We start from the raw sequence: 25,120 nt of genomic DNA on the forward strand, positions 1-25,120 counted from the left end.
GCAAAATACACAGTCCGGAATGAAAAAACGTTTCTGGAAAGATGTTGATGTTGTGCCTCAGGATAATGGCTGGGTAATCCATCTTGACGGTCGCCCTCTCAGGCTGCCGGGCCGGACATTGCTGCATGTGTCCGCTCAGCCTCTGGCTGAGGCTCTGGCTGCGGAGTGGCGTCAGGCCGGGAAAGGGCCGGGCGAGCTGTTTCACGTTGATGAACTGCCCCTGACCGGCCTGTGTGGCACCATGACTGAGCGTGTGCCTGCTGAGCGTGAGGGGATGACAGAGGCTCTTCTGGCTTATGCGCATAGTGACCTGCTGTGCTACCGTGCAGATAACTGGTCGGAGCTTTCCCGTCTCCAGGAGGAGCAGTGGGGGAGGTGGCTGAGCTGGTGTGCCCGTACTTTTGGTGCCAGCCTTCAGGTAACGGAAGGGATTATGCCGATTACGCAGCCCCCTGAAGCCGTGAAAGCTTTAAGGGATGCTCTGGAGAGCATGACGCCTGCTGAACTTACAGTGCTTGCTGTTGCTGTGCCGGTGCTGGGGAGTCTTGTTCTGGGTCTGGCTGCATTAAAAAGTGACGAGGATGCAGAAGCTCTGGTGAAGTGTGCGATGCTTGATGAGCAAAGTCAGATGGAACGCTGGGGAGCAGATATCGCAATTACTGACCGCATGGCAGCAAAAGTTCGTGATGTTGCTGATGTGCTGAGGTTCAGAAGTCTGTTGTGTCAAAAATGAAGCAAACTTTTAAAAACCTGCCATGAATTTGCCTTTCCGGCTTCTTACATAAGAAATCAGGGCAGAAAATTGCCCTTCTTATCAGGTGACTGGCAAAGGGAGGTTTTTAACGGTGGTTTTTAATAAAAATGAGCGTTTCGTTCGTTTTTCTGCGAAATGCGCCATGGGCGCATGGCTTGCGCTGCCTCTTATTCCTGTTGCCGCTATTGTATATGCTATGGGATAACCTGTTCAGGCTTCATGTTTATATTTGTTCTGCTCTGATAGATATGTAAGTATGTTTTTGTAATCAGACAGAATATTAAAGAAAAGGCTTTGGGTTTCATGACATTCAAAAAAGGTTTTCTGGCAGTTCTTGCTGTTTCCGGTTTTGCTCTGGCTGCGCAGTCTGCCTCTGCTCAGGCATGTCCGCCTCCCATGATGCATCATGGCATGGGCCCTGGCCCGGGTCCTGATTTTTTCATGGGTGCTGATCTGACGAAAAAACAGCATAAGCAGATTGATGCTATTTTCAAAAAAGCACATAACCAGGAGGAAGGTGACCAGAGCCGTGAGTCTGAGCGTGATCTTCATACACAGATCCAGGACCTGCTGAGCCAGCCAGGTAAGCTTGATCGTGATAAAATTGCGTCATTGCAGCAGCAGCTGGCAACAATTCGTGCGCAGCGTGATATGCAGCATCTCGATGTGATGGAGCAGATCCATGATGTGCTGACCCCTGAGCAGCTGACACAAATCAAAGACCGCGAAACGAAAGAGCGCGCTCTGATGGATCAGCTTCACCAGCTGCGTCACCCTGACGTAACAAAATAATATATAGTTTTTCTTGACTTGTTCGGGGGGGTGGCTTAACCCCTCTGTTAAATCACAGGACCACCACTCCGCGAGTGTTCGCGCAGTGGTGGATTTTTGCATGGAGTAACAGGCCATTGTTCGAGGCTCTTTCAGGCAGGCTATCCGGAGTTTTTGACGGACTCGCCAAACGTGGTGCGCTGTCTGAGGCGGACGTTATAGAGGCAATGCGCGAAGTGCGTCTGGCTATGCTGGATGCAGACGTGGCGCTTCCTGTTGTTCGTGACTTTGTTAATAAAGTAAAAGAGCGGGCAGTCGGCGCCGAGGTGCTTGAGAGCATTTCTCCCGGTCAGGCTGTTGCGAAAATCGTTAACGATGCCCTGATTGATGCACTTGGTGGTGCCGGTGCAGTTCCCCTCAACCTGAATGCTGTCCCGCCGGTTCCGGTGCTGATGGTAGGTTTGCAGGGGTCCGGTAAAACTACGACATCAGGTAAAATTGCTCTCTGGCTTAAAAACCGCGAGCGTAAAAAAGTTCTTCTGGCCTCGCTTGATACCCAGCGGCCAGCCGCGCAGCTTCAGCTTGAACAGCTGGCAAAGCAGGCGGCAGTACCGTCATTGTCAATTGTCCCTGGTCAGAGTCCTGTTGATATTGCGCGTCGCGCAATGGAAACAGCGCGCCTCGAAGGGTTTGACGTCGTTATTCTTGATACGGCTGGTCGCCTCTCCATCGATGAAGTGCTGATGGATGAAGTGCGTCAGGTGCGTGCGGTGACAAACCCGGCTGAAACATTGCTGGTTGTTGACGCCATGACCGGTCAGGATGCGGTGAATACAGCCAAAGCCTTTAACGAGGCAGTCGGTGTTACCGGTGTGGTCATGACCCGAATGGATGGTGACGCACGCGGTGGTGCTGCACTGTCTATGAAGGCAATTACCGGCGCACCGATTAAACTGACGGGATCTGGTGAGAAGCTTGATGCTCTGGAAGAGTTCCATCCTGAGCGTGTTGCCGGCCGTATTCTTGGCCTTGGCGATATTGCCGGCCTGGTAGAAAAAGCGGCTGATACCCTCGATCATGAAGAGGGCGAACGCCTGGCCAAAAAAATGATGGCCGGTAAGTTCGATCTTGACGATTATGCCTCGCAAATTCGTCAGATCAGCAAAATGGGTTCCATTTCCGGCATCATGGGCATGCTGCCAGGTATGAACAAAGTTAAAGAAGCAATGGGTGATAAGGAGCTCGATACGAGTATTCTTAATAAACACCTTGCAATTATTTCCTCCATGACCAGAAAAGAGCGCAAAACGCCTGCTATTATCAAGGCGTCACGTAAAAAACGTATTGCTGCCGGGTCAGGGACGACAGTTCAGGATGTCAATAAGCTGCTCAAGCAGTTTGGAATGATGTCCGATATGATGAAGCGTTTTAGCAAGCTGGGCGTGAAAGGTCTTATGCGCCAGGGCTTATCTGCGCTCATGCCGAAAGGAATGGGGAATGGTCCACCTGGTGGTGGCGGTCGCCCCTTTCGCTGATCAGTTTGTTTTTGTCTGAATTTGTATAGATCTGGAGAAGTCTGAATGAGTCTTAAAATTCGCCTTGCTCGCGCTGGTGCAAAAAAACGTCCTTACTACCACATTGTAGTAGCTGACAGCCGTTCACCCCGCGATGGTCGCTTTATCGAAAAAGTTGGCGCTTACAACCCAATGCTGCCATCAGAGCACGCTGACCGCGTACGTCTGATTAACGAGCGCATCACGCACTGGCTGTCACAGGGTGCACAGCCAACTGACCGTGTTGCCCGTTTCCTGGGTCATGCTGGTCTGGCACCAAAACCAGCTTACGCTGAGCAGCCAAAACAGTCTGCGCCAAAGAAAAAAGCTCAGGCACGCGCTGAAGCTGCTGCTAAAGCTGCTGCAGCAGCCTGAGTCTGAAAACGAGCAAAGCAGATTATGCGTTCAGACCTCATATTAATTGGTGTTATAGGGAAAGCTCATGGTGTGCGCGGCCTTGTGCGTGTGCATAGCTATGCAGATGACCCTGCAACACTGGAGGAGTATGAGGCTCTTCAGGACGAGCAGGGGCGGTCATGGTCTTTGCGCTGGCGTGGTGCTGATGGTGTTGCGGAGCTGCGTGATGCACGCGGCAACCTGATATCTGATCGCACAGCAGCGCAGGCTCTGGTTAATACGCGCCTGTATGTCTCCCGGGATCTTTTGCCCGAGACAGAAGAGGAAGAGTTCTATCATTCAGATCTGATCGGAATGGAGGCCTGGGAAGGTACAGTTTCTCTCGGGCGTATCCTGATGGTTCATGATTACGGTGGTGGTGCCAGCCTGGAGATTGAAGGTGGTCTGATTATCCCTTTCACCCGTGCCTGTGTGCCTGAGGTTGACCTTGCCGCGCGGGCAGTTCGTATTGTTCGTCCTGCTGAGGTTTCAGGCGAAGAAGGGCAGGGTGTTTCGGGACGGTCAGCGGAGCAGCAGGTATGACCTGGCAGGCTACGGTTATGACGCTTTTTCCTGAAGCGTTTCCGGGTGTGCTGGGTATCTCTCTTGCAGGTCGTGCGCTTGAGAACAAAACCTGGTCATGCAGCACATATGATTTGCGTCAGTGTGGGCTTGGCCGGCACCGTGCGGTGGATGATACGCCGTTTGGTGGTGGTGCAGGTATGGTTATACGGGCAGATGTTGCTGATGCAGCTTTTTCGGCTGTTGACGCCCCGGCGGATGTTCCCCGGGTTTTTCTGACACCCAGAGGGACACCTCTGCGTCAGAAAGATGTTGTCCGTTATGCCGGTGCTCCGGGTGTTGTTCTGATGTGTGGCCGCTTTGAAGGTGTGGATGAGCGGGTGCTTGAAGCCCACAATGTGGAACAGGTCTCTGTCGGGGATTATGTTCTGTCGGGTGGGGAAGCAGCGGCTCAGGTCTTTCTGGATGCATGTGTGCGTTTGCTGCCTGGTGTGATGGGCAGCGACCAGAGCGGGGTTGAGGAAAGTTTTTCCGACGGTCTGCTGGAGTATCCGCATTATACACGTCCTGCTGAGTGGCAGGGGCGTAAAGTGCCGGATGTTCTGCTTTCTGGTAATCATGCTGCCATTGCTGCCTGGCGGCAGAAAAAGGCTGAAGAGACAACGCGGGAAAGAAGGCCGGACCTGTGGTCTGCCTGGCTGGCTCGCAGAGAAAAAAATGAGACTGCTGCCGGAATGTCCGGCCAGGCAGGCTAAACCGGGGTTTGAGGAAGGATTACGGAATATGAATATTATTCAGCAGTATGAAGCTGCCGAGATTGCACGTCTTACAGCAGCACGCCCTGTGCCAGAATTTGCAGCCGGTGATACGGTTCGCGTTTCTGTGCATGTTGTCGAAGGCGAGCGTAAGCGCGTTCAGGCATTCGAAGGTGTTGTGATTGCACGCTCTAACCGCGGGCTGAACAGCAACTTCACAGTGCGTAAAATTTCTAACGGTGAAGGCGTAGAGCGTATTTTCCCGCTTTATGGGCCCATCATTGCAGAAATTAAAGTTGTACGTCGTGGTAAAGTGCGTCGTGCAAAACTGTACTATCTGCGTGGCCGTAGCGGTAAGTCTGCTCGTATTGCAGAACGTCCCCGTGACGTGGTGGCACCTGCTGCTGCCAGCTGAAACAGACTGTAACCAGTCAGTTTCGTTGCATGAGAAAGCCCGGCCGCGTTTTGCAGCCGGGTTTTTTTATGGTCATATTAAAAAACTGACAGACAGCTCACATTCGCTTTTTTATCTCTGCTCTGTCTGTAGCCGGGACATAAAAAGGCACATATAAGAAACGAACGATAAGGCCGGTCAGGGCAGCTCGGGTGCTGCGGAAATAGTCAGGCCGGTATACGAAAAGGGGAAGGACCATGGCGCCGCGTACGCTGTTCGACAAAATCTGGGATCATCATGTTGTCGAGACATTGCCCGATGGTACTTCTATTCTTTATATCGACCGCCACCTTGTGCATGAAGTGACCAGCCCTCAGGCATTTGAGGGCTTGCGTCTTGCCGGGCGCCGTTTGCGTCACCCTGAAAAAACGGTCGCTGTGGTAGACCATAACGTGCCGACTTCTGACCGTAGCCAGCCGATTGAAGAAGAAGACAGCCGTAATCAGATCGAAACGCTTGAACGTAATGTTAAAGAGTTCGGTGTTCCCTATTTTCCGCTGCTTTCTGCCAGTCAGGGCATTGTGCATGTTGTTGGCCCCGAGCAGGGCATTTCTCTGCCTGGTATGACTATTGTCTGTGGTGATTCTCACACCTCCACCCATGGTGCTATGGGTTCGCTTGCTTTTGGTATTGGTACGTCAGAAGTTGAGCATGTAATGGCAACGCAGACTATTTTGCAGCGTCCGGCCAGAAATATGCGTGTGACGGTTGAAGGCACACCAGGCAACGGCGTTTCGGCTAAAGATATTATGCTTGCGATTATCGGGCATATCGGCACAGCAGGTGGCACGGGTCACGTTATTGAATTTGCTGGTTCAGCCATCCGTGGTCTTGATATGGCCGGTCGTATGACGATCTGTAACATGTCGATTGAGGCGGGCGCACGTGCAGGCATGGTTGCTCCTGACGATGTGACATTTGAGTATGTCAGAAACCGTCCGTTTGCTCCTAAAGGCGATGATTTCGACAAGGCTGTTGCATACTGGCGCACGCTTGCCTCTGACGAAGGTGCGCATTTTGACAAAGAAATAACGCTGCGCGCTGAGGATATCGCACCGTCCCTGACATGGGGTACCAGCCCTGAAACGGTTGTTTCTATTACCGGCACAGTGCCGGACCCCGAGCAGGAAACAGATGAGGCTGTGAAAGTGCAGCGTCGTCGTATGCTTGAGTATATGGGGCTCGAAGCCGGGCAGACTATAGCTGGTGTGCCTGTCGATGTTGTCTTTATTGGTTCATGTACTAACAGCCGTATTGAAGATTTGCGTGCCGTTGCTCATGTCGCTGCCGGCCGTAAGGTGGCAGAGGGTGTTCGTGCCATGATTGTGCCCGGGTCAGGTCTGGTGAAACAGCAGGCTGAGCAGGAAGGGCTGGATAAAATTTTCCTTGATGCAGGGTTTGAATGGCGTGAGGCTGGCTGCTCAATGTGCCTGGGCATGAACCCTGATCGCCTGACACCGCAGCAGCGTTGTGCTTCAACCTCGAACCGTAATTTTGAAGGACGTCAGGGTCCGGCTGGTCGTACACATCTGCTCTCGCCGGCTATGGCAGCAGCAGCAGCTGTGACCGGATGCCTGACTGATGTGAGGGAGCTGATCTGATGGAAAAATTTACATCTTTATCGGCAGTAGCAGCAGCACTGCCTGAAGCTAATATCGACACCGATAAAATTATTCCTGCCCGCTTTCTTAAAACAACAAAGCGTACCGGGCTTGGTAAACATGCCTTTGACAGCATGCGCTATCATCCTGATGGTACAGAAAACCCTGACTTTGTTCTCAATCAGCTGCCATGGCGTCATGCAGAAATTCTGATAACGCATGATAACCTTGGCTGCGGCTCTTCACGTGAACATGCGCCCTGGGCCCTGCTTGATTTCGGTATTCGCTGTGTTATTGCGCCATCTTTTGCGGATATTTTTTTCAATAACTGCTTTAAAAATGGCATCTTGCCGATATGCCTGCCGCGTGAGCTGTGCGACGCCCTGATGGAAGATGCCCGTATGGGCAGCAACGCCCGTCTGACTGTTGATTTGCCACGTCAGGTTGTTATTCGCCCGGATGGTAAAGAAATTCCGTTTGAGATCGACCCGTTCCGTAAACACATGCTGATTGAGGGCCTTGATGATATTGGCCAGACTCTTTTGCATGAAAAGCGTATCGACACCTATGAAGAGCAGGTTGCTCACGACCGCCCTTGGGTTCCTACAATTTCTATAGACTGACTTACTGACTGGAGAAGTTCATGACTGCTCAATCACCTAAAAAGCTTCTTGTGCTGCCTGGTGACGGAATTGGCCCCGAAGTGATGCAGGAAGTGCGCCACATCATGACGTGGCTTGAACAGAAGCGCGGTCTTTCTTTCGAGGTGTCAGAAGACCTGGTTGGGGGGGCATCACTTGAGAAATATGGTGTGCCGATCCGTGATGAGGTGATTGAGAAAGCATGGGCGGCTGATGCAGTTTTGTTCGGCTCAGTTGGTGACCCGCGCTGGGCTCATGTCGGGTTTGAAAAGCGGCCTGAACTGGCTATTCTTAAACTGCGTCAGGAGCTGGCTTTATTTGCTAACCTGCGTCCGGCTCAGGTGTTTGACGCGCTGGTTGATGCCAGCACGCTCCGCCCTGAAGTTGTGCAGGGTCTCGACATCATGATTGTACGTGAAAGTGTCGGCGGTATTTATTTTGGCAGCCCGCGCGGTATCGAGACTTTGCCTGACGGCAGTAAAAAAGGAATCAATACAGAAGTTTATACAACATCTGAAATTGAGCGTGTTGCCCGTGTTGCTTTTGATCTGGCACGGAAGCGTCAGGGTCGTGTCTGCTCAGTTGAGAAATGCAACGTGATGGAAAGCGGTCTTTTGTGGAAAGAGGTCGTAACCGAATTGCATGCCCGCGAATATCAGGACGTTGAGCTGTCTCATATGCTGGCTGATAACTGTGCTATGCAGCTGGTCAGAAATCCGCGCCAGTTTGATGTGATTGTCACGGGTAATCTGTTTGGTGATCTGTTGTCAGACCTTGCTTCTATGCTGACAGGCAGCCTGGGGATGTTGCCATCAGCGACACTGGGTGTTGCTGATGAAAGCGGGAAGTTCCCGGCGCTTTATGAGCCTATTCATGGCAGTGCGCCAGATATTGCAGGCAAAGGTATTGCCAACCCGCTTGCACAAATTTTGTCTTTTGCCATGCTGCTGCGTTATTCACTTAACCTTCAGGATGCTGCGCAGGAGATTGAAAACGCAGTCTCCGCTGTTCTGGCCAGTGGCCTGCGTACGGCTGATATCGCTGGTGCCGGGCAGAAAGCTGTGAGTACATCAGAAATGGGTAAAGCTATTATTGAAGCCCTTAATGCTGCGGCCTGATAAAATCTAACGTGTTTGATAAAGCTGGCTTTTGAAAATATTCATTATTTCAGAAGTCAGCTTTTTTATTTAAAATGAATTTTAAAATTTCCGTCCTTGAGACGTTAAACGCAGAGCAGACATAGTTATTGCAATCATTCTGCTGCTGTTACATTCTTCCTTTGCATATAAGGGCTTTATTGCCGGTGTAGAGAAAAGGGTGTTCTATGAATTTAAGAGGTTGGTTGCTGGCATCTGCCGTGTCTGTTCTGGCGGTTGCCGCTACTGTGCCATGCAGCGCTGCGACACAGGCTGTAAATAAGCAAAATAACACAGCTTTTCTGAGTGATATTCACGGTGCTAAAGCTCTTGAATGGGTCAGGGCACAGAATAATAAAACGACCAGTGAGCTTGAAAAAGATAAACGCTATCAGGAGTTTTACGATAAAACACTGAGTGTTTTACAGGCACCAGACAGATTGCCTTCACCTGATTTTTTTGCCGGTGGTATCTGGAATTTCTGGCAGGATGCGCAGCACCCCCACGGTATATGGCGGGCGGCTACACTTGAGTCTTATTTATCTTCTGACCCGTCATGGCAGACAAAAATTGATTTTGATGCGCTTTCAAAGCAGGACCATAAAAACTGGGTTTTTCAGGGAACCAGCTGTCTTAACCCGGCAGATGAGAAATGTCTGATTGCGCTGTCAGATGGTGGTGAAGATGCCGTAACGCTGCGCGAGTTTAATACAAAGACAGGTCAGTTTGTTAAAGAGAATGGTTTTGAATTTTCCCGTTCAAAACAGAATGCAACCTGGCTTGATGATAATACTATTCTGCTTGCACGTGACTGGGACGGAAAAGGAACAGACCTGACAGCGTCAGGCTATCCATTTGTGGTTAAAAAGGTTGAGCGGGGGCAGTCTCCGGCACATGCGCAGGAGGTTTATCGTGGCCAGCCTTCTGATATCAGCGTTGAAACACTTGCTCTGACAGATGGCCAGGGGCACCGCCTGGTGCTTGTTTCTCGTCGGGTGACTTTCTTTGAAGTGCGTTTTGCTGTGCTTGACGGTAATACGCTGCACTGGCTGAGCATACCAGAAAAGGCTGACGTGCAGGGGTTGCTGAATGGTCGTCTGATCTTCTCTGTGAATGAAGACTGGAAGCGCGAAGGTCTTCCAACTATACCTGCCGGCAGTGTGGTCTCTGTTGACCCGGAGAATACCGTTCAGAGCGCCGAAATTGTTTTTACCCCATCAGCCACTCAGGCTGTTGAGGATATCGGTGTTACTAAAAATGCTGTTCTGATCAGCTTCCTTGATAATGTGCGCGGTCGCGCTGCCCGATTCAAAAGTGCCTGCGCCGGTAAACCATGGCAGAGTGAACAGCTTAACCTGCCAGATATGGCTTCGGTGCATGTTGCTGCGACCAGCACGCAGTCAGATGAAGCCTTTGTGAGTGTGGAAAGCTATATTAAGCCACGCGAACTCTGGCTTGTGCAGGGAGATGAAAAGCCACGCCAGGTGAAAGCAGCGCCCGCCCGGTTTAATGCGAGTGACCTTGAAACAGAGCAGTTGTGGGCAACATCGACAGATGGTGTGAAAGTGCCGTATTTCATTGTTCATCGTCGTAACATGCCAATGAATGGCCAAAACCCGACATTAATGACGGCTTATGGTGGTTTCCAGGTTTCTTACACGCCTGTTTATGCACCCGAAACGGGCCTGCTATGGCTTGAACGTGGTGGTGTTTATGTCGTTGCCAATATTCGTGGCGGTGGTGAGTTCGGGCCAAAATGGCACGAGGTGGCACGTAAATCAGGGCGGATGAAAGCCTATGATGATTTTGCGGCCGTTGGTAAAGATCTCATCCACCGGGGCATTACATCAACAGAACATCTTGGTATTCGTGGCCGCTCTAATGGCGGCCTGCTGGCCGGAGCTGAAATGGTGCAGCATCCTGATTTATGGAAAGCTGTGATCATTGGTGTGCCGCTGCTCGATATGGAGCATTTTGAAACCATGTCAGCCGGTGCTTCATGGGTTGGGGAATATGGTTCTATGTCAGTGCCATCGGAAGCAGAGTTTTTGCGTAAAATTTCTCCGTTGCAGTCACTGAAAGCTGATGTGACCTATCCCGTGCCCTTTATTTTTACCTCGACCAGTGATGATCGTGTTGGCCCGGTACATGCTCGTCGTTTCGCTGAGAAGCTACAGAGTATGGGTAAAAAGTTTTATTATTATGAAGATATTCAGGGCGGGCACTCGGGCACAGTAAATGCGCCTGAAGTTGCGCAGGAGCGTGCGCTTGAATTTGTTTATCTGTCTCAGTTTCTGATGGATCAGCCGTAAATTTTATTTCCCCCTCTTTCCTCCCTTTCGGAGGGAGAGGGGTTTTACCGCTTATAAAGGCAGTTTCCATGAAAGCTTGACCTTTTGCATGGGAATATCTGTTTTAAGACTGCGTACGCCTTTAATGCGAGCCAGATATTCTGACTGAAAATGCCTGTAAGCCTCAAGACTTTTAACAAGAACACGCAGCAGAAAATCACAGTCTCCCGCCATTAAGTGACATTCAACGACCTCAGGTGAGGCCTGAATGACTTTTACAAAGTGGCTGACAGTATCTTCATCCTGCGCATCAAGCCAGACGCGGACAAACACCGTGGTCGTAAATCCCATTTTTACGGGGTTTAGCAGAGCAACATACTCATCAATTAAACCGGCTTCTTCAAGCTGGCGCACACGGCGCAGGCAGGGGGTTGGGGTTAAACCAATTTCCCGGGCCAGCTCGATATTGCTGATACGCCCGTTACGTTGCAGGGCGACTAAAATTCGTCTGTCTATCTCATCGGGAGAGTATGGCATATTATGCTCTTTATAAAAGAATTAAGAGTTTAATATTCTAATTTAAGAAGATTTATAAGTATTTTTTGAAAGCACATTTTACGTCTTTATCGCTACATTCGGCTGCTTTTATTTTATGGTGATGAGTGTGAATACATGTGCTGATGATGCCCCCCCGGGAGCCGCATCTGAGTTCTGGCGGGCTGTGCGTACTTCGTTCCCGGTTGCAATGAGTTTTATTCCCTTTGGGCTGGTGCTTGGCGCGCAGGCTCGTATGCAACATCTGTCATCCTGGCAGGTGCCGGTGATGACGGGTCTTAATTTTGGTGGTGGTTCAGAGTTTGCAGCGATCGGGTTATGGACATCCCCACCGCATATACTGCTTATTGTGAGTGTAACATTTCTGATTAACAGCCGGCATTTGCTTATGGGGGCTGTTTTTGCGCCTTATCTGAACAAATTATCACGGTTTAAGGCCCTGGTTTGTCTATTTTTTATGTGTGATGAAGCCTGGGCACTGAGTCTGTCAGACTGTAAAAAAAGAGGTTTTAGTCTGCCATATTATACTGGTGTGGCTGGCATGCTTTATTTTAACTGGGTGTTATCAACCTTTGCGGGGGCTCTCCTTGGGCCGGTTTTGGGTGATGTTACACGCTACGGGTTTGATATGGCGTTTCCGGCTGTATTTTTTGTATTGCTGAAGGGTATGTGGAAAGGCCTGCTGTTTTCAGGTCTGCCCTGGGTCGTTAGCCTTGCTGTGGCGATAACAGCTTATTTGTATCTTCCAAAAGGCTGGTATGTACCATGTGGTGCACTTGCTGGTTTAACTCTGGCATGGTGGCAGGCACGGGCATGATTATTCTGACAATAATATTCATGGCACTGGCAACATACAGCACGCGTATCGGAGGGTATCTTATTCTGAGCCGTTACCCTGTTTCACGACGTGTGGCGCGTATGATGGAGGTTGCTCCGGGGTGTATTCTTATTTCGGTACTGGCGCCTGATTTTGCATCAGGGCGAGTGGCTGATCTGCTGGCTCTTGGCGTCACCATGCTGGCAGCCTTAAGGTTCTCCCTGTTTTATACGGTGCTGATCGGTATAGGGTCAGCCTGGCTTCTCAGGGCCTGGGTTCCTGTTTAGTCAGGGGGGGCAGGCACAAAAAAAACCGGGCTTCCTGAGGGAAGGCCCGGCTTTGCGCTGTAATCTGTGCGGAGGCTTAGAAGCCTTCACGCTCCAGACGCTTACGCTCCATCTTGCGTGCACGACGTACAGCTTCGGCAGACTCACGAGCTTTGCGCTCTGATGGCTTTTCGAAGTGACGACGAAGTTTCATTTCGCGGAAAATGCCTTCGCGCTGCATTTTCTTCTTGAGGGCTTTAAGAGCCTGGTCGACATTATTATCGCGGACGAGAACGTGCACTTGGTGACTAACCCCTGTTTCAAAAAACCCGGTTTTTCCGGCTTTAGTGTGTATAAATAAAAGAAGGCAGACGCAGGGCGTCACGCCGATTCCTGATACTGGCAGACCGTATAGCATGGGCTTGTGTAAAAATACAAATCGTTCTTTCTTCTTAATCATATTCATTTAAAAAATATTTTCCGGTGGGAGATCAGAACAGCGTGACCATTCTCAAAATAGCCCGCATGGGCCACCCGGTACTTCTCAGGCGTGCTGATGAGGTCGCTCATCCTGGTGCCCCTGAGTTACAGAAACTGATAGATGATATGACAGAAACTCTGGCTGATGCCGGTGGTGTTGGCCTGGCGGCGCCCCAGGTGCATGTTTCGCAGAGGTTGTTTCTTTATTCGGTGCCTGAAGTACGCAGCGAGGGGGAGGAAGACCCGCCACTGGCCGTGCAGGTAATTATTAACCCGGCTCTTGAGCCTGTTGATGATGAGATGATACCGCGTTTTGAAGGGTGTTTATCTATCCCCGGTATGCGCGGTGAGGTGCCGCGTTATAAACGGGTGCGCTATACAGGCTACGATCGCAACGGTCAGCCTGTTGCAGGCGTGGCATCAGGTTTTCGTGCCCATGTCATGCAGCATGAAATGGATCATCTTGATGGTATCCTGTATCCAATGCGGATGACGGATATAGGCCGGTTTGGTTATGAGGCCGAGATGGTAAAATATGGAGTGCGGACATGAATTTTGTTTCCTCTGCGCAGATCAGGCAGGCTGTTTTACTCGCTGTTGCCGGTATAGCGTCAGCCAGTACCCCTTCTTTGCCTGAGCATGATCCCCTGCGGGATGAGGCATTGCGTAAACTTGCACGGCAGGCCGGAACGCGCGGGTGGAGCCTGTCTGTTTTATCTGACGTGGCCGGAGATGACGCCGATCTTCTTTTTCCCGGTGGGGTAACTGAGATGATCGAAGCCTGGTCTGATTTATGTGACCGGGAAATGCTTGATGCTGCCTTTGATATCCGGGAAGAGCGTCTGAGTCGCCGGGTCAGGCAGTTACTTTTATGTCGTTTGCCGGGCGATGAGAGCCGCAGAAATGCAGCCCGTGCCGCATTACGATCTTTACTGGTTACGCCGGGGGGGATTCAGGTTTTGCGACGTTCTCTCATGCGTACAGTGAATGCAATCTGGCAGGGGGCTGATGATATGTCATCAGGCCTGACATTTGTCACCAAACGCCTGACGTTAAGCCATGTTTATGCCGTATCTTTATTATACTGGCTCTCGCGTGGCGGAAGTGACGCAGATATGGTGGCATTTATTGACCGCCGTCTGGCAGCAGTTCTGAAAACAGGGCAGATAAAGGCGCGTCTGAGTGAGTTTTTTATGAAAAAAGGCAGTAAAACGGCTCGCAGCGCCTCCCCGGCAGAAAATGGGGAGACAGCCTCTGTATGAATGGTTATCGCCCGGTTGATGAAGCAGGCTCGGGTCTTCTGTTTCTCAGGGAGGAGCAGATCAGACATGCTCAGACGATCATGTTCCTGGCAAACCGTGATGCTGCTGAAGCGATTGCTCCTCTTCTTGAAGAATATGACCTGGGGCGTGCGCATTATCGTGTGCTGCAGGTGCTTGCTTTTAGTCCGGGTGTGACTGTCAGCCGGCTGCGTGATATTCTTGGTGTCACCAAACAAAGTCTTGCCCGTACGCTGACCGAGCTGCATGAGCGGGACTATGTTGATACGACAGCCTCCCGGCGTGACAGACGGCAAAAGCTGTTAACGCTGAGCAAAAAGGGGCAGAGGGTGGAAGCGGAACTTTTTTCAGTTGCCAGAGGCCGGCTTGTCGCGGCTTATCGTGATGCGGGCGGAGCCGCGGTTGAAGGGTTTCGGCGTGTTATGTGGGGTATGCTTTCAGAAAGTAGCCGTAGTTTAATGTCAGATGATGAGATCACACGTAAAAAGGGTGCGGTGAGTGGATAGTCTCTCTGATCTTTCTACCGGGAGAGAGGAAGCCTCTCACATTATCGTGGTTGATGATGATGCACGCCTCAGGCGGCTTTTGCAGCGTTATCTGTCTGAGCATGGGCTGCGTGTCAGTGTTGCGTCAAATGCGGCAGAAACGCGCCAGGCCCTTGAGAGTATTCAGCCTGACGCTATGGTGCTCGACGTCACAATGCCTGGTGAGAGCGGGCTTGAGCTGACGCGCTCTCTTCGTCAGCAGGGTTTGTCCTTTCCGATTATTTTGCTGACAGCACGGGGTGAGCCCGCCGATCGTATTACCGGCCTTGAAGCCGGAGCAGATGACTATATGGGCAAACCTTTTGAGCCTAGGGAGCTGCTGCTGCGTATCAGGGCACATCTGCGCCGTCATCTCCCGCAGAGTGCTTCTGATGAGTTGCGGATTGTACGTCTGGGGGATAAGGATTTTGACCCTGTGCGTGCTTTGTTGTGTGGTCCTGAGGGTAATATTCATCTGACAGGCGGGGAGGGCGCTCTCCTAGCTGTTCTGGCCAGACAGCCAAACAGAGTGTTTTCCCGTGAGGAAATTGCTCAGGCGCTTGAAATGCCAGATATAGGTGAGCGTGCTGTTGATGTGCAGATTACACGTTTGCGGCGTCGTATAGAAAAAGACCCGCGTGAGCCACGCTTTCTCCACACTATTCGTGGGCGGGGGTATGTTCTTAAGCCTGGTCTTTCATAGAGTGGCATCTTTCAGAGAGGTTGCGTGACATATAAGCAATGGCTCAGATCCCCCCGGGTTGAAAAAAGCATCAGGCGTATTTTGCCTCGCTCGATGCTGGGGCGCTCTTTGCTTATTGTGCTGATACCCCTTCTGGTGACGCAGGTGATATCGCAGGGGCTGTTTTATGGTAACTTTCTTGGCGTTGCCTCACGCCGTTTGTCAGATTCTGTTGCCTCTGAAATCGTTCTCTCTCTTAAAACTCTGGAAAGGCTGCATTCTCAAAGTGACAAGCAGTGGTTTGTTAATCAGGCACAGGATCAGCTGCATCTGATAGAGATATGGAAGCCAGGATTTCAGCTGACACGCGTTGGTACTAATCATATTATGGGCCCGATGGATGAAAATCTTGCCCATGCTCTTGAGAGCAGCGTTGACCATCCGCTTTTTATTGACTGGCATACGGACCGGCACACAGTATTTGTTTTTATTCAGCTCAGTGATGGTATTTTAGAAGTCCAGGTGCCGCGTAAGCGTCTTGATATGGGGCAGTTATGGCTGTTTGTGTCATGGACAGCAGGTAGCTCGTTTTTGTTGTTTTTGCTGGCCAGCCTGTTTTTGCGTAATCAGGTCAGGGCTATTCGTCGTCTCGCTTATGCAGCTGAACAGTTTGGCCTCGGGCGTGATGTCGGGCCAATCAGGCCATACGGCGCCCAGGAGGTACGAAAAGCCGCTGTTGCGTTTAACCGGATGCAGGACCGGATTTATCGTTTCATTTCACAAAGAACCGGTGTTCTGGCCGGAGTATCGCATGATTTGCGCACGCCACTTACACGTATTCGCCTGTCTCTCGCAATGCTGCCCCGTTCCGGTCAGGTAGATGCTGCCCAGGTCGCTCCGGATATTGATGATATGATCGGTGATGTTGATGAGATGGAGCATATGATTGACAGCTACCTCTCTTTTGCCCGGGGAGAGGGGGCTGAAACACCTCAGCGTACAGAGTTACGGCCCTATCTTGAAGATGTTGTCGCTGCAGCACGTCGGGCTGGTACGCATTTTCAGGGGCTGGAGGTGGAGGAGGGGGTCTTTTTAGTCATACGCCCTGATTCTATACGTCGGGCTTTGATGAATTTGCTCGATAATGCACGTCGGCATGGGGGGGCAGTCACTCTGACAGCTTATGCAACGCCCGCTGGCGCCTGCATTGTGACTGATGATGATGGAGAAGGCATTAACCCGGAGCTTCGTGACACCGTTTTTCGTGCATTTGAAAGTGGAAAAGGTGGCGGTACAGGCTTGGGGCTGACGATATCGCGCGACATAATACGTGCACATGGCGGCGATATGGAGCTCGATACCGCCCCGGGCGGAGGGCTGAGAGTAAGTATCCTCCTGCCCTGGTAAAGAAAACGAAAAAGACTACGATGTCAGAGCGTGTTGCCTGAGCCGAAGTGTCCCGGGCCGGAGTTGCTGTTGCCCAGACCCTGACTCTGACCTGTGGCGCTGCCTGTGCCCATAAGGTTTTGCATGGGGTTGTATCGTCCGACATTCCCCAGAATTTGCTGCAGGATATTAATGCTTGTGCCGGGAGTGGGGGTGACCTGACTGATCATAGACACAGGACGGGCATCTTTGCGGTTAAGAGTACGCAAAGTTTTTAGTTTACCATCGTTGTCAAAGTTCAGAACAACAACCTGCTGTTTATCAATTCCGGGAAAATTTGCCGGACGCAGATAGGTTGTCATCGAGATATAAATCCAGGTGTTATCGTCGAAGGCACCCCGGGTTGTAGGTGACCCCATAAGGTCGATAGCGTCAGCACGGGTGCTGCTGCCTGGTATAAGCTGGTCATAATCATCAGCTTCAACGAGTGAACCACGAGGCACAGGTGTGGGGCTAAAAATAGAGCAGCCGGATACAAGAGACAGAACTGCGATAAGGCTGACAGCCTTACGAAGACGCATCGTGATGAAGGGGCGCTGCGGCAACATGGTTCAGTCTGATATCCTGTGCGTTGTTACAATGGTAATGATATAAATATATCGTGCTGAATTTACTACCATGAAAAAAAGCGCCTGTCTCCCTGAACTGACCGGATCACGCAGCCTGACCAGCGATGTGCTGTGAGGCAGCTTTATCAGAGAGCCGTGTAAAAAATATTCTGATGTCAGGCTGATATGCCGGGTGGAATGCAGTAATATAAAATAATCGGGATCTATTTCTGGTTGTGCTGCCTGTTGCTGTAACAGCAGGGGGCTGATCAGGTAAGGAAGCAGGAGATTATTTTGTGACTCCAAAATCTGAATTTTCACGGCATATCGCTGTTAATCGAATCGGTAGTAACGGGCTGAAAATTACAGTTGAAGCAACGGCGGATGAATGCAGGCTTATAGCCAGACGTCTGAACCTGCCTGATGTAACGATGTTGCGCTGCAGGTATAACCTGGTGTCGTCTGACCAGAACAATGTTGTGGCCCAGGGTGCTCTGGCAGCTAAATTTCAGCATGTCTGCGTTGTTACACTTGAACCGTTTGAAGATGTACTGACAGCATCATTTAATATAAAATTTGTTCCGGAAGAATTTTTTACTGAAAGTTCGGCGCTGGAACTGGATGTTGAAGACGAAATTCCCTATACAGGAAATAATATTGACCTCGGTGAGGCTACTATAGAGCAGTTTGCACTTGAACTTCCTGCTTATCCGCATAAGCCGGATAGTGTTCTTCCGGAAGAAATTATACCGGAGGAGGAAGTGCAGGCAGCACCCGTATCAGAGAAGCGTATTAATCCGTTCGCAGCGTTACAGGAATTGCGACAGAAAAAGAAGTGAATATACAGGCGAAAGCCAGCTGAAGCTTGCGAAATGACAAGCTGTCTGCTACAGCGCCCCATCGGTCTGGCTAATGGCCTGCTTTGTGTGCTGCACGGTTAACCCCGTTGCAGGTGTTTAAAAAGAAATATCTGGAGAGAGCCGGGAAATGGCTGTACCTAAAAGAAAAACCTCGCCATCACGTCGTGGTATGCGTCGTAGTCATCAGGCACTGCGTGTTGAAGCTCATGCAGAATGCTCAAACTGTGGCGAACTGAAACGCCCTCATAATATCTGCAGTCATTGTGGCCATTACGATGGTCGTGAAGTTATTGCAGCAGGAAAAGCACTTAAAGTTGCTGTGCGTGCCTGATTTTAGTCAGGTGTTTTTCCCCTTCCTGTTCTGGTGCGAAGAGATGCAGCAAAACATGGCGGGGGTAGATTTCTCGACTATGATAAAGGGACCGGTATGAGCGGACAGGAAAATTCAGGGATTGATTCCCCCGAAGACAGTCAGGTGTACAGTCTGGCTATTGACGGGATGGGGGGAGATAAAGGTCCTGAAGTCGTGGTTGCTGGTCTCAATATCGCTGCCGATCGTCACCGTAATATGCGGATATTGCTGATTGGTGACGAATCTAAGCTGCTTCCTTTACTGGCTGCTAACCCTAAGGCTGCGGCAATCTGTACGATTTTGCATACAGAGCAGTCTGTGCCCATGGATATGAAGCCGACTGCGGCTTTGCGTCTGCGGCAATCTTCTCTCCGTCTGGGGATGGATGTAGTCGCAAATGGTCAGGCTAAAGGGGTGGTCTCCGCTGGTAACAGTGGTGCGATGCTTGCACTGGCAAAAATTGTTGTAAAAACGATGCCTGGTGTTTCCCGTCCGGCAATGGCGGCTGTGAGCCCGACGGTTAAGGGTGACCTTGTCGCGCTTGATTTGGGTGCCAACGTTAGCTGTGACTGGCGTAACCTGGTCGAATTTGCCGTAATGGGCGATATTTTTGCTAAAACAGTTCTCGGTCTTCCCGCGCCGCGTATAGGCCTTCTGAACGTAGGGTCAGAAGATCAGAAGGGCGATGAGAAACTTCGTATTGCCTCTGAGGTGCTGCGTGAAAGCCCTCTCGCTGATCAGTTCGCTGGTTTTGTTGAGGGGTATGATTTTACATCTGGTAAAGTTGACGTCGTTGTGACCGACGGCTTCAGCGGTAATGTTGCCCTGAAAGCCGGCGAAGGTGTCATGAAAATGGCAACGGCTTTGTTGCGCCAGGTGTTTAACCGCAATCTTATTTCCAGGCTTGGGTATCTTCTGGTAAGGCCCGGTCTTGAGCGTATGAAAGAATGGCTCGATCCGCGTCGTTATAACGGCGCAGTTTTTGTGGGTCTTAACGGCGTTGTCGTTAAATCTCATGGCGGCACAGATGCTGAAGGATTCGCCTGTGCGGTTGATGTCGCGATGGACATGGTTACGCATAATTTTAATGCAAGTATTCGTGAACGCCTGGAGCATATGACGGCTCTTATGGCACAACGACAGTCTCATGAGTCTTAGAAGGCTGTTTATTTTAATTTTAATGACACCTGAATGATAATGAATATAGCCCGGTCGTTGCAGACAATAAAACAGTGCCGGTGAGTAGAAGGCAGAAATGGCAAAACGCGCGCTCCTGGTTGGTTTTGGGGGCTTTCTTCCAGAACGTGTCCTCACTAACGATGAACTGGCTGTAAAATTAAATACTTCAGATGAGTGGATTACCACACGCACTGGTATTAAACGCCGTCACATAGCCGGGCCTGATGATACAGCGGCCAGCATGGCAACCAGCGCTGCTGAGGCTGCACTGGCCTATGCCGGTATGTCAGCTTCAGAGGTTGACGCTGTAATTGTGGCAACGTCAACGCCAGATCAGGCTTTTCCTGCTACTGCGGTCAGGGTTCAGGCTGCATTGGGCATGAAGCAGGGCTTCGCCTTTGATATAGCGGCAGCATGTTCAGGCTTTGTCTACGCTCTTGCTATGGCAAACTCTTTTATCCGCTCAGGTCAGGCACGTAATGTGCTCGTTATTGGCAGCGAAGTGTATTCCCGTATTGTTGACTGGTCCGACCGGACAACCTGTGTGCTGTTTGGTGATGGTGCCGGTGCGGTGCTTGTCTCCGGCACTGACGCGCCTGGCGAGTCAGGTATTCTGTCGACGCATCTTCACTCAGATGGTGCAGAGGGTGACCTTCTTTATGTCGATGGTGCTGTAGGGCGGCCGCATATGAGTGGGCACCTGAAGATGAGCGGACGGGATGTTTTCAGGCATGCTGTTGCTAAGCTCTCCTCTTCTGTTGATGAAGCGCTTGAGAGCGAAGGTCTTTCTTACAGCGATGTTGCATGGTTAGTTCCGCATCAGGCGAATATCCGCATTATTGAGGGTGTTGGCAAAAAATTAGGACTAAATCCTGAACAGGTTGTCGTGACAGTTGACAGGCACGCTAATACTTCTGCTGCGTCGATTCCTCTTGCGTTAAATGAGGCTGTACGTGACGGACGTATTAAAAAGGGTGAACTTGTTCTGATGGAAGCCCTTGGTGGTGGTTTAACGTGGGGCTCTGCTTTGGCGCGTATGTAATTTTCAGATAAAAAGAGAGGCAGATACCACAGAGTAATTGACGTTTCCTGGTAATATGTTAATCTATACTTATGGAAACAATTACACGCGCCTCTCTTGTTGAAAACATTTGTCAGGAAGCCGGTTTGTCTCGCAGAGACTCAGCTGCCGTGCTTGAAGATGTTCTCGAAACAGTAGCCTCTGCACTTGAGCAGGGCGAAAGTGTTAAAATTAGCGGATTCGGTACATTCTCTGTGCGACAAAAAGGCCAGAGAAGCGGACGTAATCCTAAGACAGGGGAGGAGGTGCCTATTCTTCCTCGCTCTGTTCTTGTTTTCCGGTCCAGTCAGCTTCTTCGTGCTCAGGTTAATCATGAGGCAGAGGTGAACTTTGCGGAAGATGCTCATGACTGACGAAAACCAGCTGCCTTCTGTATCGGATTCTGAAAATTTTTTAGAGAGTGAATTTGAAGCAGGCGGTGAGTTTTCGACTATCAGTGAAGTAGCTGACGAAATTCATGTGCCTCAGCACGTTCTTCGTTTCTGGGAAACTCGTTTTGAGCAGGTCAGGCCGTTAAAACGGCTTGGTGGCCGTCGTTATTACAGTAAGCAGGATCTTGAGCTCCTGCGTTATATTTCACAGCTTCTTTATCGGGATGGCCATACTGTCAAAGCAGTCCAGCGCATCCTGGCAGAGGAAGAGGCTAAGGTCTCTGCTCAGAGCCAGCCTGAAGCTGCGGGCAGCAATATTTCTCAGTCAGCAGAGAATGATCCTGTTACGTCTTCTGATGCTGCAATGCAGGAAACAATTGTTTCTTCTGAAACGACAGAAAAAACAGATAAAGAGCAAGCCGCTGCTGTATCCAGAGAAGTTTCTGAGGTTGCCAGAACAGCTCCTGTCATGACGGATGCAGAGCACACAGCACATTCATCACTCTCTGGCGGCGTGTCAGTCTGGCATAAGGGGCTTGCTGCTGAAGATCATATGTCTGATGAAGCTGGAGCCTCTCAGTTTTCAGAAGGTGAATCGTTCTCACATGTAGATAATGCGAGTGTTTCTGATCATTCTGATGACATAAACAGAGAGCTACGTCGGGTGAATGAGCGCGTTAAACATGAGCTGACTAGTTTGCTTTTCGAACTTGAGGCGATGAGAGATATTTTTTTGCAGGAAAAGTATCTGTAGTTGCTTGTGTCTCTGTGCAGAGGCTGCTAAACACTCTTTCACCGGGAAACGGGCAGTAGCGCAGTCTGGTAGCGCATCAGTCTGGGGGACTGGGGGTCGTGGGTTCGAATCCCGCCTGCCCGATATCCGTTTTCCCGGTTTATAAGGTGCGTAAAAAGCACCTTAAATTCTCTTTATTAAAAATGATTATGTTTCTTTGAGCGAGAGCTGCTCATCGACCAGCGCCTCCATACCAGGTCGAGTGCTGCCATTACTGCGGGACCGGCAAACAGACCAAGCAGCCCCCACGTTTCGGCACCTCCCAGGATTCCCAGAAGAACCCACAGGAAATGTAGTTTTGTGGTTCCTCCAATAAGGAAGGGTCTGACAAAGTGGTCCGCTACAAAAATCACCAGTAAGCCCATACAAAAGGTGATAATACCAGCCAGTGCAGCCCCTTTGCTAAGCAGAATAAGAGAGACTAAGCCGATTGCAACAGCGGCGCAGAAGGGTAGCATTGCAGCAACGGCTGTAATGACACCAAAGAGGGCAGAGTGTGGAGCGCCGCATAAATAATATATAACGCCCATGAATGCACCTTCAGCCATGCCAACCAGCACCAGCCCCTGAACAGTGCCATGAACTGAGGCGACAATCTGCCGGGCAATAATTTCACCGCGCCGGCCAAAAGCACGACGTGAAGCAATGCGGCACTGATGAATGACGGCATTGCCGTCCTTATATAAAAAAAACAGCGTTAAAATAGAAAAGCAGAATAATGTTCCACGATGCGCTACCTGTGCACCAAGCGCTTTGGTTACTGCCATTCCTTTACTGTTGAGAGAGTAAGCAAAGTCTGCAACGTTTTGCGGATCACTCAGATGGTTATGCCACCATGGTGCCAGGTATTTCTCACCATAGGGCAAATGTGACAGTGCCTGAGGAAATGGTATTCCTGAGTTTCTTGCCGCTTCAAACCATGCCAGAGCACTTTGAGCTTCTTTGACAGCTTTTAGTGTAATAAGCAGGAAAGGAATAATAAAAATAAGCGCAATAACTATAGTAAAGACTAAGGGAAGAATGACAGATCTAAGGCTTTGAGGACATAAAGATCTGACGCGTGTATAAAGAGGCCACGTTGCTATTGCAAAGACGCTCCCCCATATCAGTGAGGGCAGAAAACTTTGAATTGTACACAACGCAGCAACAATAATAAACAATGTCAGGCAGGCACGTGCAATTTCCTGCCCTCTTTTTGACCGGTGGCTTTGTTTATTAAAAGTACAGCTTTGAAGTCTTGTTGTCGGAGCACCACCGGGCTTGTTGTCGGACATTACCTAAGAAACTCCCTGTCTTGCTTCGATAGACCTCTGTCTGGCCTTCACGGTGCCAGAATGAGTGTATAATGTCACTCAGGCGTTATTCACAGAGAATAAATTAATTAATCGCCTCTCCTTAAGATGTCTGAGAAACAGGGTTTATGCTGAAAAATCTTTTGACTGTTGGTGGCTGGACAATGCTAAGTCGCATTCTTGGTCTGGTTCGGGATCAGCTGCTTGCTGCATTTATGGGTGTGGGCCCATTGCAGGATGCATATCAGGTGGCTTTTCGCTTACCGAATATGTTCAGGCGACTTTTTGGTGAAGGGGCTTTTAATGCTGCCTTTGTTCCGCTTTTCTCATCAGTTCTGACCCGAGAAGGCCCTGTGGAGGCACGTGAATTCGCGCGTCGTGCACTTGGGGGTATGCTCGTCTGGTTATGTTTTTTATGTATTCTTGGCGAAATTTTTATGCCTGAAGTGGTGCGTATTATAGCACCCGGCTTCGTGACGGATGGCTACCGTTACGACCTTGGTATTGCACTGAGCCGTATTACTTTTCCTTATCTTGTTCTTATTTGTGCTGCGGCTCTGGTTGCCGGTGTTCTCAATAGTTTACATAAATTTAGCGTTGCCGCAGCAGCCTATGTTACATTCAACCTCGTAGGTATTGTCGCGATAATTTTTGTATCGCCGTTTATGCCAAATGTTGCATATGCTGCGGCCTGGGGCGTTACAGCTTCTGGTGTCGTGCAGCTTGGTTTGCTGTTGTGGGCCTGTCATAAGGCTGGGTGCGGGTTGTGGCCACTTATGCCCCGTATGACGGCGCGTATGCGACTGCTTATCAGGCGTATGGTGCCTGGCCTGGTCGGAAGTGGTGTCGGGCAGATTAATCTTACAATTGATACGATTATTGCGACGCTTCTGCCTTCCGGTAGTGTCTCGCTTATGTATTTTGCAGATCGTATCAATCAGCTGCCGCTTGGTGTTTTAGGTGCGGCAGCGGGTACGACGCTTCTGCCTGTTCTGACGCGACATCTTGCTGCCGGAGAGCATGCTAAAGCGCATCATGCACAAAACCGTTCGCTGAGTTATGTTTTGTTGCTGACATTACCTTCCGTGGCGGGGCTTCTGGTGTTGTCTGGGCCTATTATGATCGTTTTGTTTAGTCATGGTGCTTTTACCGATCAGGATGCCCTGCGCTCAGCACGGGCCTTATGTGCCTATGCTATCGGGTTGCCTGCGTTCGTAATGGTCAAAGTATTGTCTCCGGCATTTTTTGCGAGAGGCGATACAAAAACGCCTGTGTATATTGGTGTTCTGGTCCTGGTTATTAATTTAATTTTTAATCTGCTATTAATGAAACCTCTTGTTTATATGGGGCCGCCACTCGCCAGTAGTCTTGCAGCTTTTCTCAATGTATCTCTTCTGGCTTTTTTTCTTAAAAAACGTGGTGCGCTGACTCTGGATTTTCAGACAAAGAGAACGTCGCTTCTTGCCTGCGTTTCAGCTGCGGGTATGGCTGCCGGGCTAGTGTGCGCGTCTTCTTTGTTGCATTTTCCATCAATGTTTCTGACCAGGGTAATCTGGCTATGTGGCATGGTCAGCCTTGGGTCTGTTATTTACGCGATATTTCTGCATTTCTTCAAACTGGCTGATTTTGCCAGTATTTTAACATCTGTACGTCGGAGAGTCAGTATGAAGAGTTAATTAAGTCGGGAATAGTAAGAGTCCGGCTTTTATTTGAGAATCTT

Annotated in this window: 29 protein-coding genes and 1 tRNA gene; 26 read left to right on the plus strand and 4 right to left on the minus strand. The window is 50.2% G+C overall.

Annotation, left to right across the window (positions count from 1 at the left end):
• The first annotated feature begins 19 nt into the window (after positions 1-19).
• The 11 genes from HK11_RS08610 (at position 20) to HK11_RS08665 (ending at position 10,895) form a co-directional block, all read left to right on the plus strand.
• Positions 20-733: an ATP12 family chaperone protein gene (locus HK11_RS08610; protein WP_086554942.1), complete on the plus strand. Its 714-nt coding sequence runs from the start codon at positions 20-22 to the stop codon at positions 731-733.
• 324 nt (positions 734-1,057) lie between these two features.
• On the plus strand, positions 1,058-1,546 hold the full coding sequence (locus HK11_RS08615) for a Spy/CpxP family protein refolding chaperone (RefSeq protein ID WP_086554943.1): 489 nt from the start codon (positions 1,058-1,060) through the stop codon (positions 1,544-1,546).
• Positions 1,547-1,662: 116 nt separating this feature from the next.
• Complete coding sequence (gene ffh / locus HK11_RS08620; RefSeq protein WP_086555041.1) at positions 1,663-3,060, plus strand: signal recognition particle protein; 1,398 nt, start codon at positions 1,663-1,665, stop codon at positions 3,058-3,060.
• Positions 3,061-3,105: 45 nt separating this feature from the next.
• Positions 3,106-3,453, plus strand: coding sequence for a 30S ribosomal protein S16 (gene rpsP, locus HK11_RS08625; protein ID WP_086554944.1), 348 nt, complete (start codon positions 3,106-3,108; stop codon positions 3,451-3,453).
• Between the two features lie 24 nt (positions 3,454-3,477).
• Complete coding sequence (rimM, locus tag HK11_RS08630; protein WP_086554945.1) at positions 3,478-4,017, plus strand: ribosome maturation factor RimM; 540 nt, start codon at positions 3,478-3,480, stop codon at positions 4,015-4,017.
• Positions 4,014-4,751, plus strand: a complete 738-nt coding sequence (trmD, locus tag HK11_RS08635; protein ID WP_086554946.1) for a tRNA (guanosine(37)-N1)-methyltransferase TrmD — start codon at positions 4,014-4,016, stop codon at positions 4,749-4,751. The genes rimM and trmD overlap by 4 nt, the downstream gene beginning before the upstream one ends.
• A gap of 28 nt (positions 4,752-4,779) precedes the next feature.
• Positions 4,780-5,166 (plus strand): 50S ribosomal protein L19, encoded by a 387-nt coding sequence (rplS, locus tag HK11_RS08640; protein ID WP_086554947.1) that lies wholly within the window; start codon positions 4,780-4,782, stop codon positions 5,164-5,166.
• Positions 5,167-5,402: 236 nt separating this feature from the next.
• A complete protein-coding gene (gene leuC / locus HK11_RS08650; RefSeq protein WP_086554949.1) occupies positions 5,403-6,806 on the plus strand; it encodes a 3-isopropylmalate dehydratase large subunit in 1,404 nt (467 codons plus the stop codon).
• Entirely contained in the window at positions 6,806-7,429 is a 624-nt protein-coding gene (gene leuD / locus HK11_RS08655) for a 3-isopropylmalate dehydratase small subunit (protein WP_086554950.1), read from the plus strand. Before leuC ends, leuD begins: the two co-directional genes overlap by 1 nt.
• Before the next feature lie 20 nt (positions 7,430-7,449).
• Positions 7,450-8,565 (plus strand): 3-isopropylmalate dehydrogenase, encoded by a 1,116-nt coding sequence (leuB, locus tag HK11_RS08660; protein WP_086554951.1) that lies wholly within the window; start codon positions 7,450-7,452, stop codon positions 8,563-8,565.
• Between the two features lie 206 nt (positions 8,566-8,771).
• Complete coding sequence (locus tag HK11_RS08665) at positions 8,772-10,895, plus strand: prolyl oligopeptidase family protein (RefSeq protein ID WP_086554952.1); 2,124 nt, start codon at positions 8,772-8,774, stop codon at positions 10,893-10,895.
• Positions 10,896-10,946: 51 nt separating this feature from the next.
• On the opposite strand, the gene HK11_RS08670 is transcribed toward HK11_RS08665, so the two are convergent.
• Positions 10,947-11,411 (minus strand): Lrp/AsnC family transcriptional regulator, encoded by a 465-nt coding sequence (locus tag HK11_RS08670; RefSeq protein ID WP_086554953.1) that lies wholly within the window; start codon positions 11,409-11,411, stop codon positions 10,947-10,949.
• Positions 11,412-11,538: 127 nt separating this feature from the next.
• Between HK11_RS08670 and HK11_RS08675 the strand changes: the two genes are divergently transcribed.
• Positions 11,539-12,246: an AzlC family ABC transporter permease gene (locus HK11_RS08675; RefSeq protein ID WP_198911772.1), complete on the plus strand. Its 708-nt coding sequence runs from the start codon at positions 11,539-11,541 to the stop codon at positions 12,244-12,246.
• Positions 12,243-12,533 carry an AzlD family protein gene (locus HK11_RS08680; protein ID WP_086554955.1) on the plus strand — a complete coding sequence of 97 codons (291 nt, stop codon included), beginning with the start codon at positions 12,243-12,245 and terminating at the stop codon, positions 12,531-12,533. The genes HK11_RS08675 and HK11_RS08680 overlap by 4 nt, the downstream gene beginning before the upstream one ends.
• A 76-nt stretch (positions 12,534-12,609) precedes the next feature.
• Here HK11_RS08680 and rpsU read toward each other — a convergent pair whose 3' ends face one another.
• Positions 12,610-12,813 (minus strand): 30S ribosomal protein S21, encoded by a 204-nt coding sequence (gene rpsU, locus HK11_RS08685; protein WP_006557524.1) that lies wholly within the window; start codon positions 12,811-12,813, stop codon positions 12,610-12,612.
• A gap of 200 nt (positions 12,814-13,013) precedes the next feature.
• Between rpsU and def the strand changes: the two genes are divergently transcribed.
• The 5 genes from def (at position 13,014) to HK11_RS08710 (ending at position 16,885) form a co-directional block, all read left to right on the plus strand.
• Positions 13,014-13,544 (plus strand): peptide deformylase, encoded by a 531-nt coding sequence (def, locus tag HK11_RS08690; RefSeq protein WP_086554956.1) that lies wholly within the window; start codon positions 13,014-13,016, stop codon positions 13,542-13,544.
• A complete protein-coding gene (locus HK11_RS08695) occupies positions 13,541-14,254 on the plus strand; it encodes a rpsU-divergently transcribed protein (protein ID WP_086554957.1) in 714 nt (237 codons plus the stop codon). Before def ends, HK11_RS08695 begins: the two co-directional genes overlap by 4 nt.
• Positions 14,251-14,778 (plus strand): MarR family winged helix-turn-helix transcriptional regulator, encoded by a 528-nt coding sequence (locus HK11_RS08700; RefSeq protein WP_086554958.1) that lies wholly within the window; start codon positions 14,251-14,253, stop codon positions 14,776-14,778. The genes HK11_RS08695 and HK11_RS08700 overlap by 4 nt, the downstream gene beginning before the upstream one ends.
• Positions 14,771-15,499, plus strand: a complete 729-nt coding sequence (locus HK11_RS08705) for a response regulator (protein ID WP_086554959.1) — start codon at positions 14,771-14,773, stop codon at positions 15,497-15,499. Before HK11_RS08700 ends, HK11_RS08705 begins: the two co-directional genes overlap by 8 nt.
• A gap of 93 nt (positions 15,500-15,592) precedes the next feature.
• Positions 15,593-16,885, plus strand: a complete 1,293-nt coding sequence (locus HK11_RS08710; protein WP_086554960.1) for an ATP-binding protein — start codon at positions 15,593-15,595, stop codon at positions 16,883-16,885.
• A 23-nt stretch (positions 16,886-16,908) separates the two neighbouring features.
• On the opposite strand, the gene HK11_RS08715 is transcribed toward HK11_RS08710, so the two are convergent.
• Entirely contained in the window at positions 16,909-17,445 is a 537-nt protein-coding gene (locus HK11_RS08715; protein ID WP_233127711.1) for an outer membrane protein assembly factor BamE, read from the minus strand.
• A gap of 323 nt (positions 17,446-17,768) precedes the next feature.
• Here HK11_RS08715 and HK11_RS08725 point away from each other — a divergent pair, with 323 nt between their 5' ends.
• The 7 genes from HK11_RS08725 (at position 17,769) to HK11_RS08755 (ending at position 22,192) form a co-directional block, all read left to right on the plus strand.
• Complete coding sequence (locus HK11_RS08725) at positions 17,769-18,311, plus strand: DUF177 domain-containing protein (RefSeq protein WP_086554963.1); 543 nt, start codon at positions 17,769-17,771, stop codon at positions 18,309-18,311.
• 148 nt (positions 18,312-18,459) lie between these two features.
• On the plus strand, positions 18,460-18,663 hold the full coding sequence (gene rpmF / locus HK11_RS08730) for a 50S ribosomal protein L32 (protein ID WP_025825885.1): 204 nt from the start codon (positions 18,460-18,462) through the stop codon (positions 18,661-18,663).
• A gap of 96 nt (positions 18,664-18,759) precedes the next feature.
• Entirely contained in the window at positions 18,760-19,842 is a 1,083-nt protein-coding gene (gene plsX / locus HK11_RS08735; RefSeq protein ID WP_086554964.1) for a phosphate acyltransferase PlsX, read from the plus strand.
• A gap of 97 nt (positions 19,843-19,939) precedes the next feature.
• Entirely contained in the window at positions 19,940-20,905 is a 966-nt protein-coding gene (locus HK11_RS08740) for a beta-ketoacyl-ACP synthase III (protein ID WP_086554965.1), read from the plus strand.
• A gap of 71 nt (positions 20,906-20,976) precedes the next feature.
• Positions 20,977-21,297 carry an integration host factor subunit alpha gene (locus HK11_RS08745; protein ID WP_086554966.1) on the plus strand — a complete coding sequence of 107 codons (321 nt, stop codon included), beginning with the start codon at positions 20,977-20,979 and terminating at the stop codon, positions 21,295-21,297.
• A complete protein-coding gene (locus HK11_RS08750; RefSeq protein WP_086555042.1) occupies positions 21,290-22,069 on the plus strand; it encodes a MerR family transcriptional regulator in 780 nt (259 codons plus the stop codon). Before HK11_RS08745 ends, HK11_RS08750 begins: the two co-directional genes overlap by 8 nt.
• 49 nt (positions 22,070-22,118) lie before the next feature.
• Positions 22,119-22,192: transfer RNA gene (locus HK11_RS08755), tRNA-Pro, on the plus strand.
• 53 nt (positions 22,193-22,245) lie between these two features.
• On the opposite strand, the gene HK11_RS08760 is transcribed toward HK11_RS08755, so the two are convergent.
• Positions 22,246-23,382: an AI-2E family transporter gene (locus tag HK11_RS08760; protein WP_086554967.1), complete on the minus strand. Its 1,137-nt coding sequence runs from the start codon at positions 23,380-23,382 to the stop codon at positions 22,246-22,248.
• A 146-nt stretch (positions 23,383-23,528) separates the two neighbouring features.
• Here HK11_RS08760 and murJ point away from each other — a divergent pair, with 146 nt between their 5' ends.
• Positions 23,529-25,076 (plus strand): murein biosynthesis integral membrane protein MurJ, encoded by a 1,548-nt coding sequence (murJ, locus tag HK11_RS08765; RefSeq protein WP_086554968.1) that lies wholly within the window; start codon positions 23,529-23,531, stop codon positions 25,074-25,076.
• The last annotated feature ends 44 nt before the right edge of the window (positions 25,077-25,120 follow it).

It is taken from the genome of Acetobacter sp. DmW_043 (assembly GCF_002153485.1).
In the GTDB taxonomy this organism is placed as follows: Bacteria; Pseudomonadota; Alphaproteobacteria; order Acetobacterales; family Acetobacteraceae; genus Acetobacter; species Acetobacter thailandicus.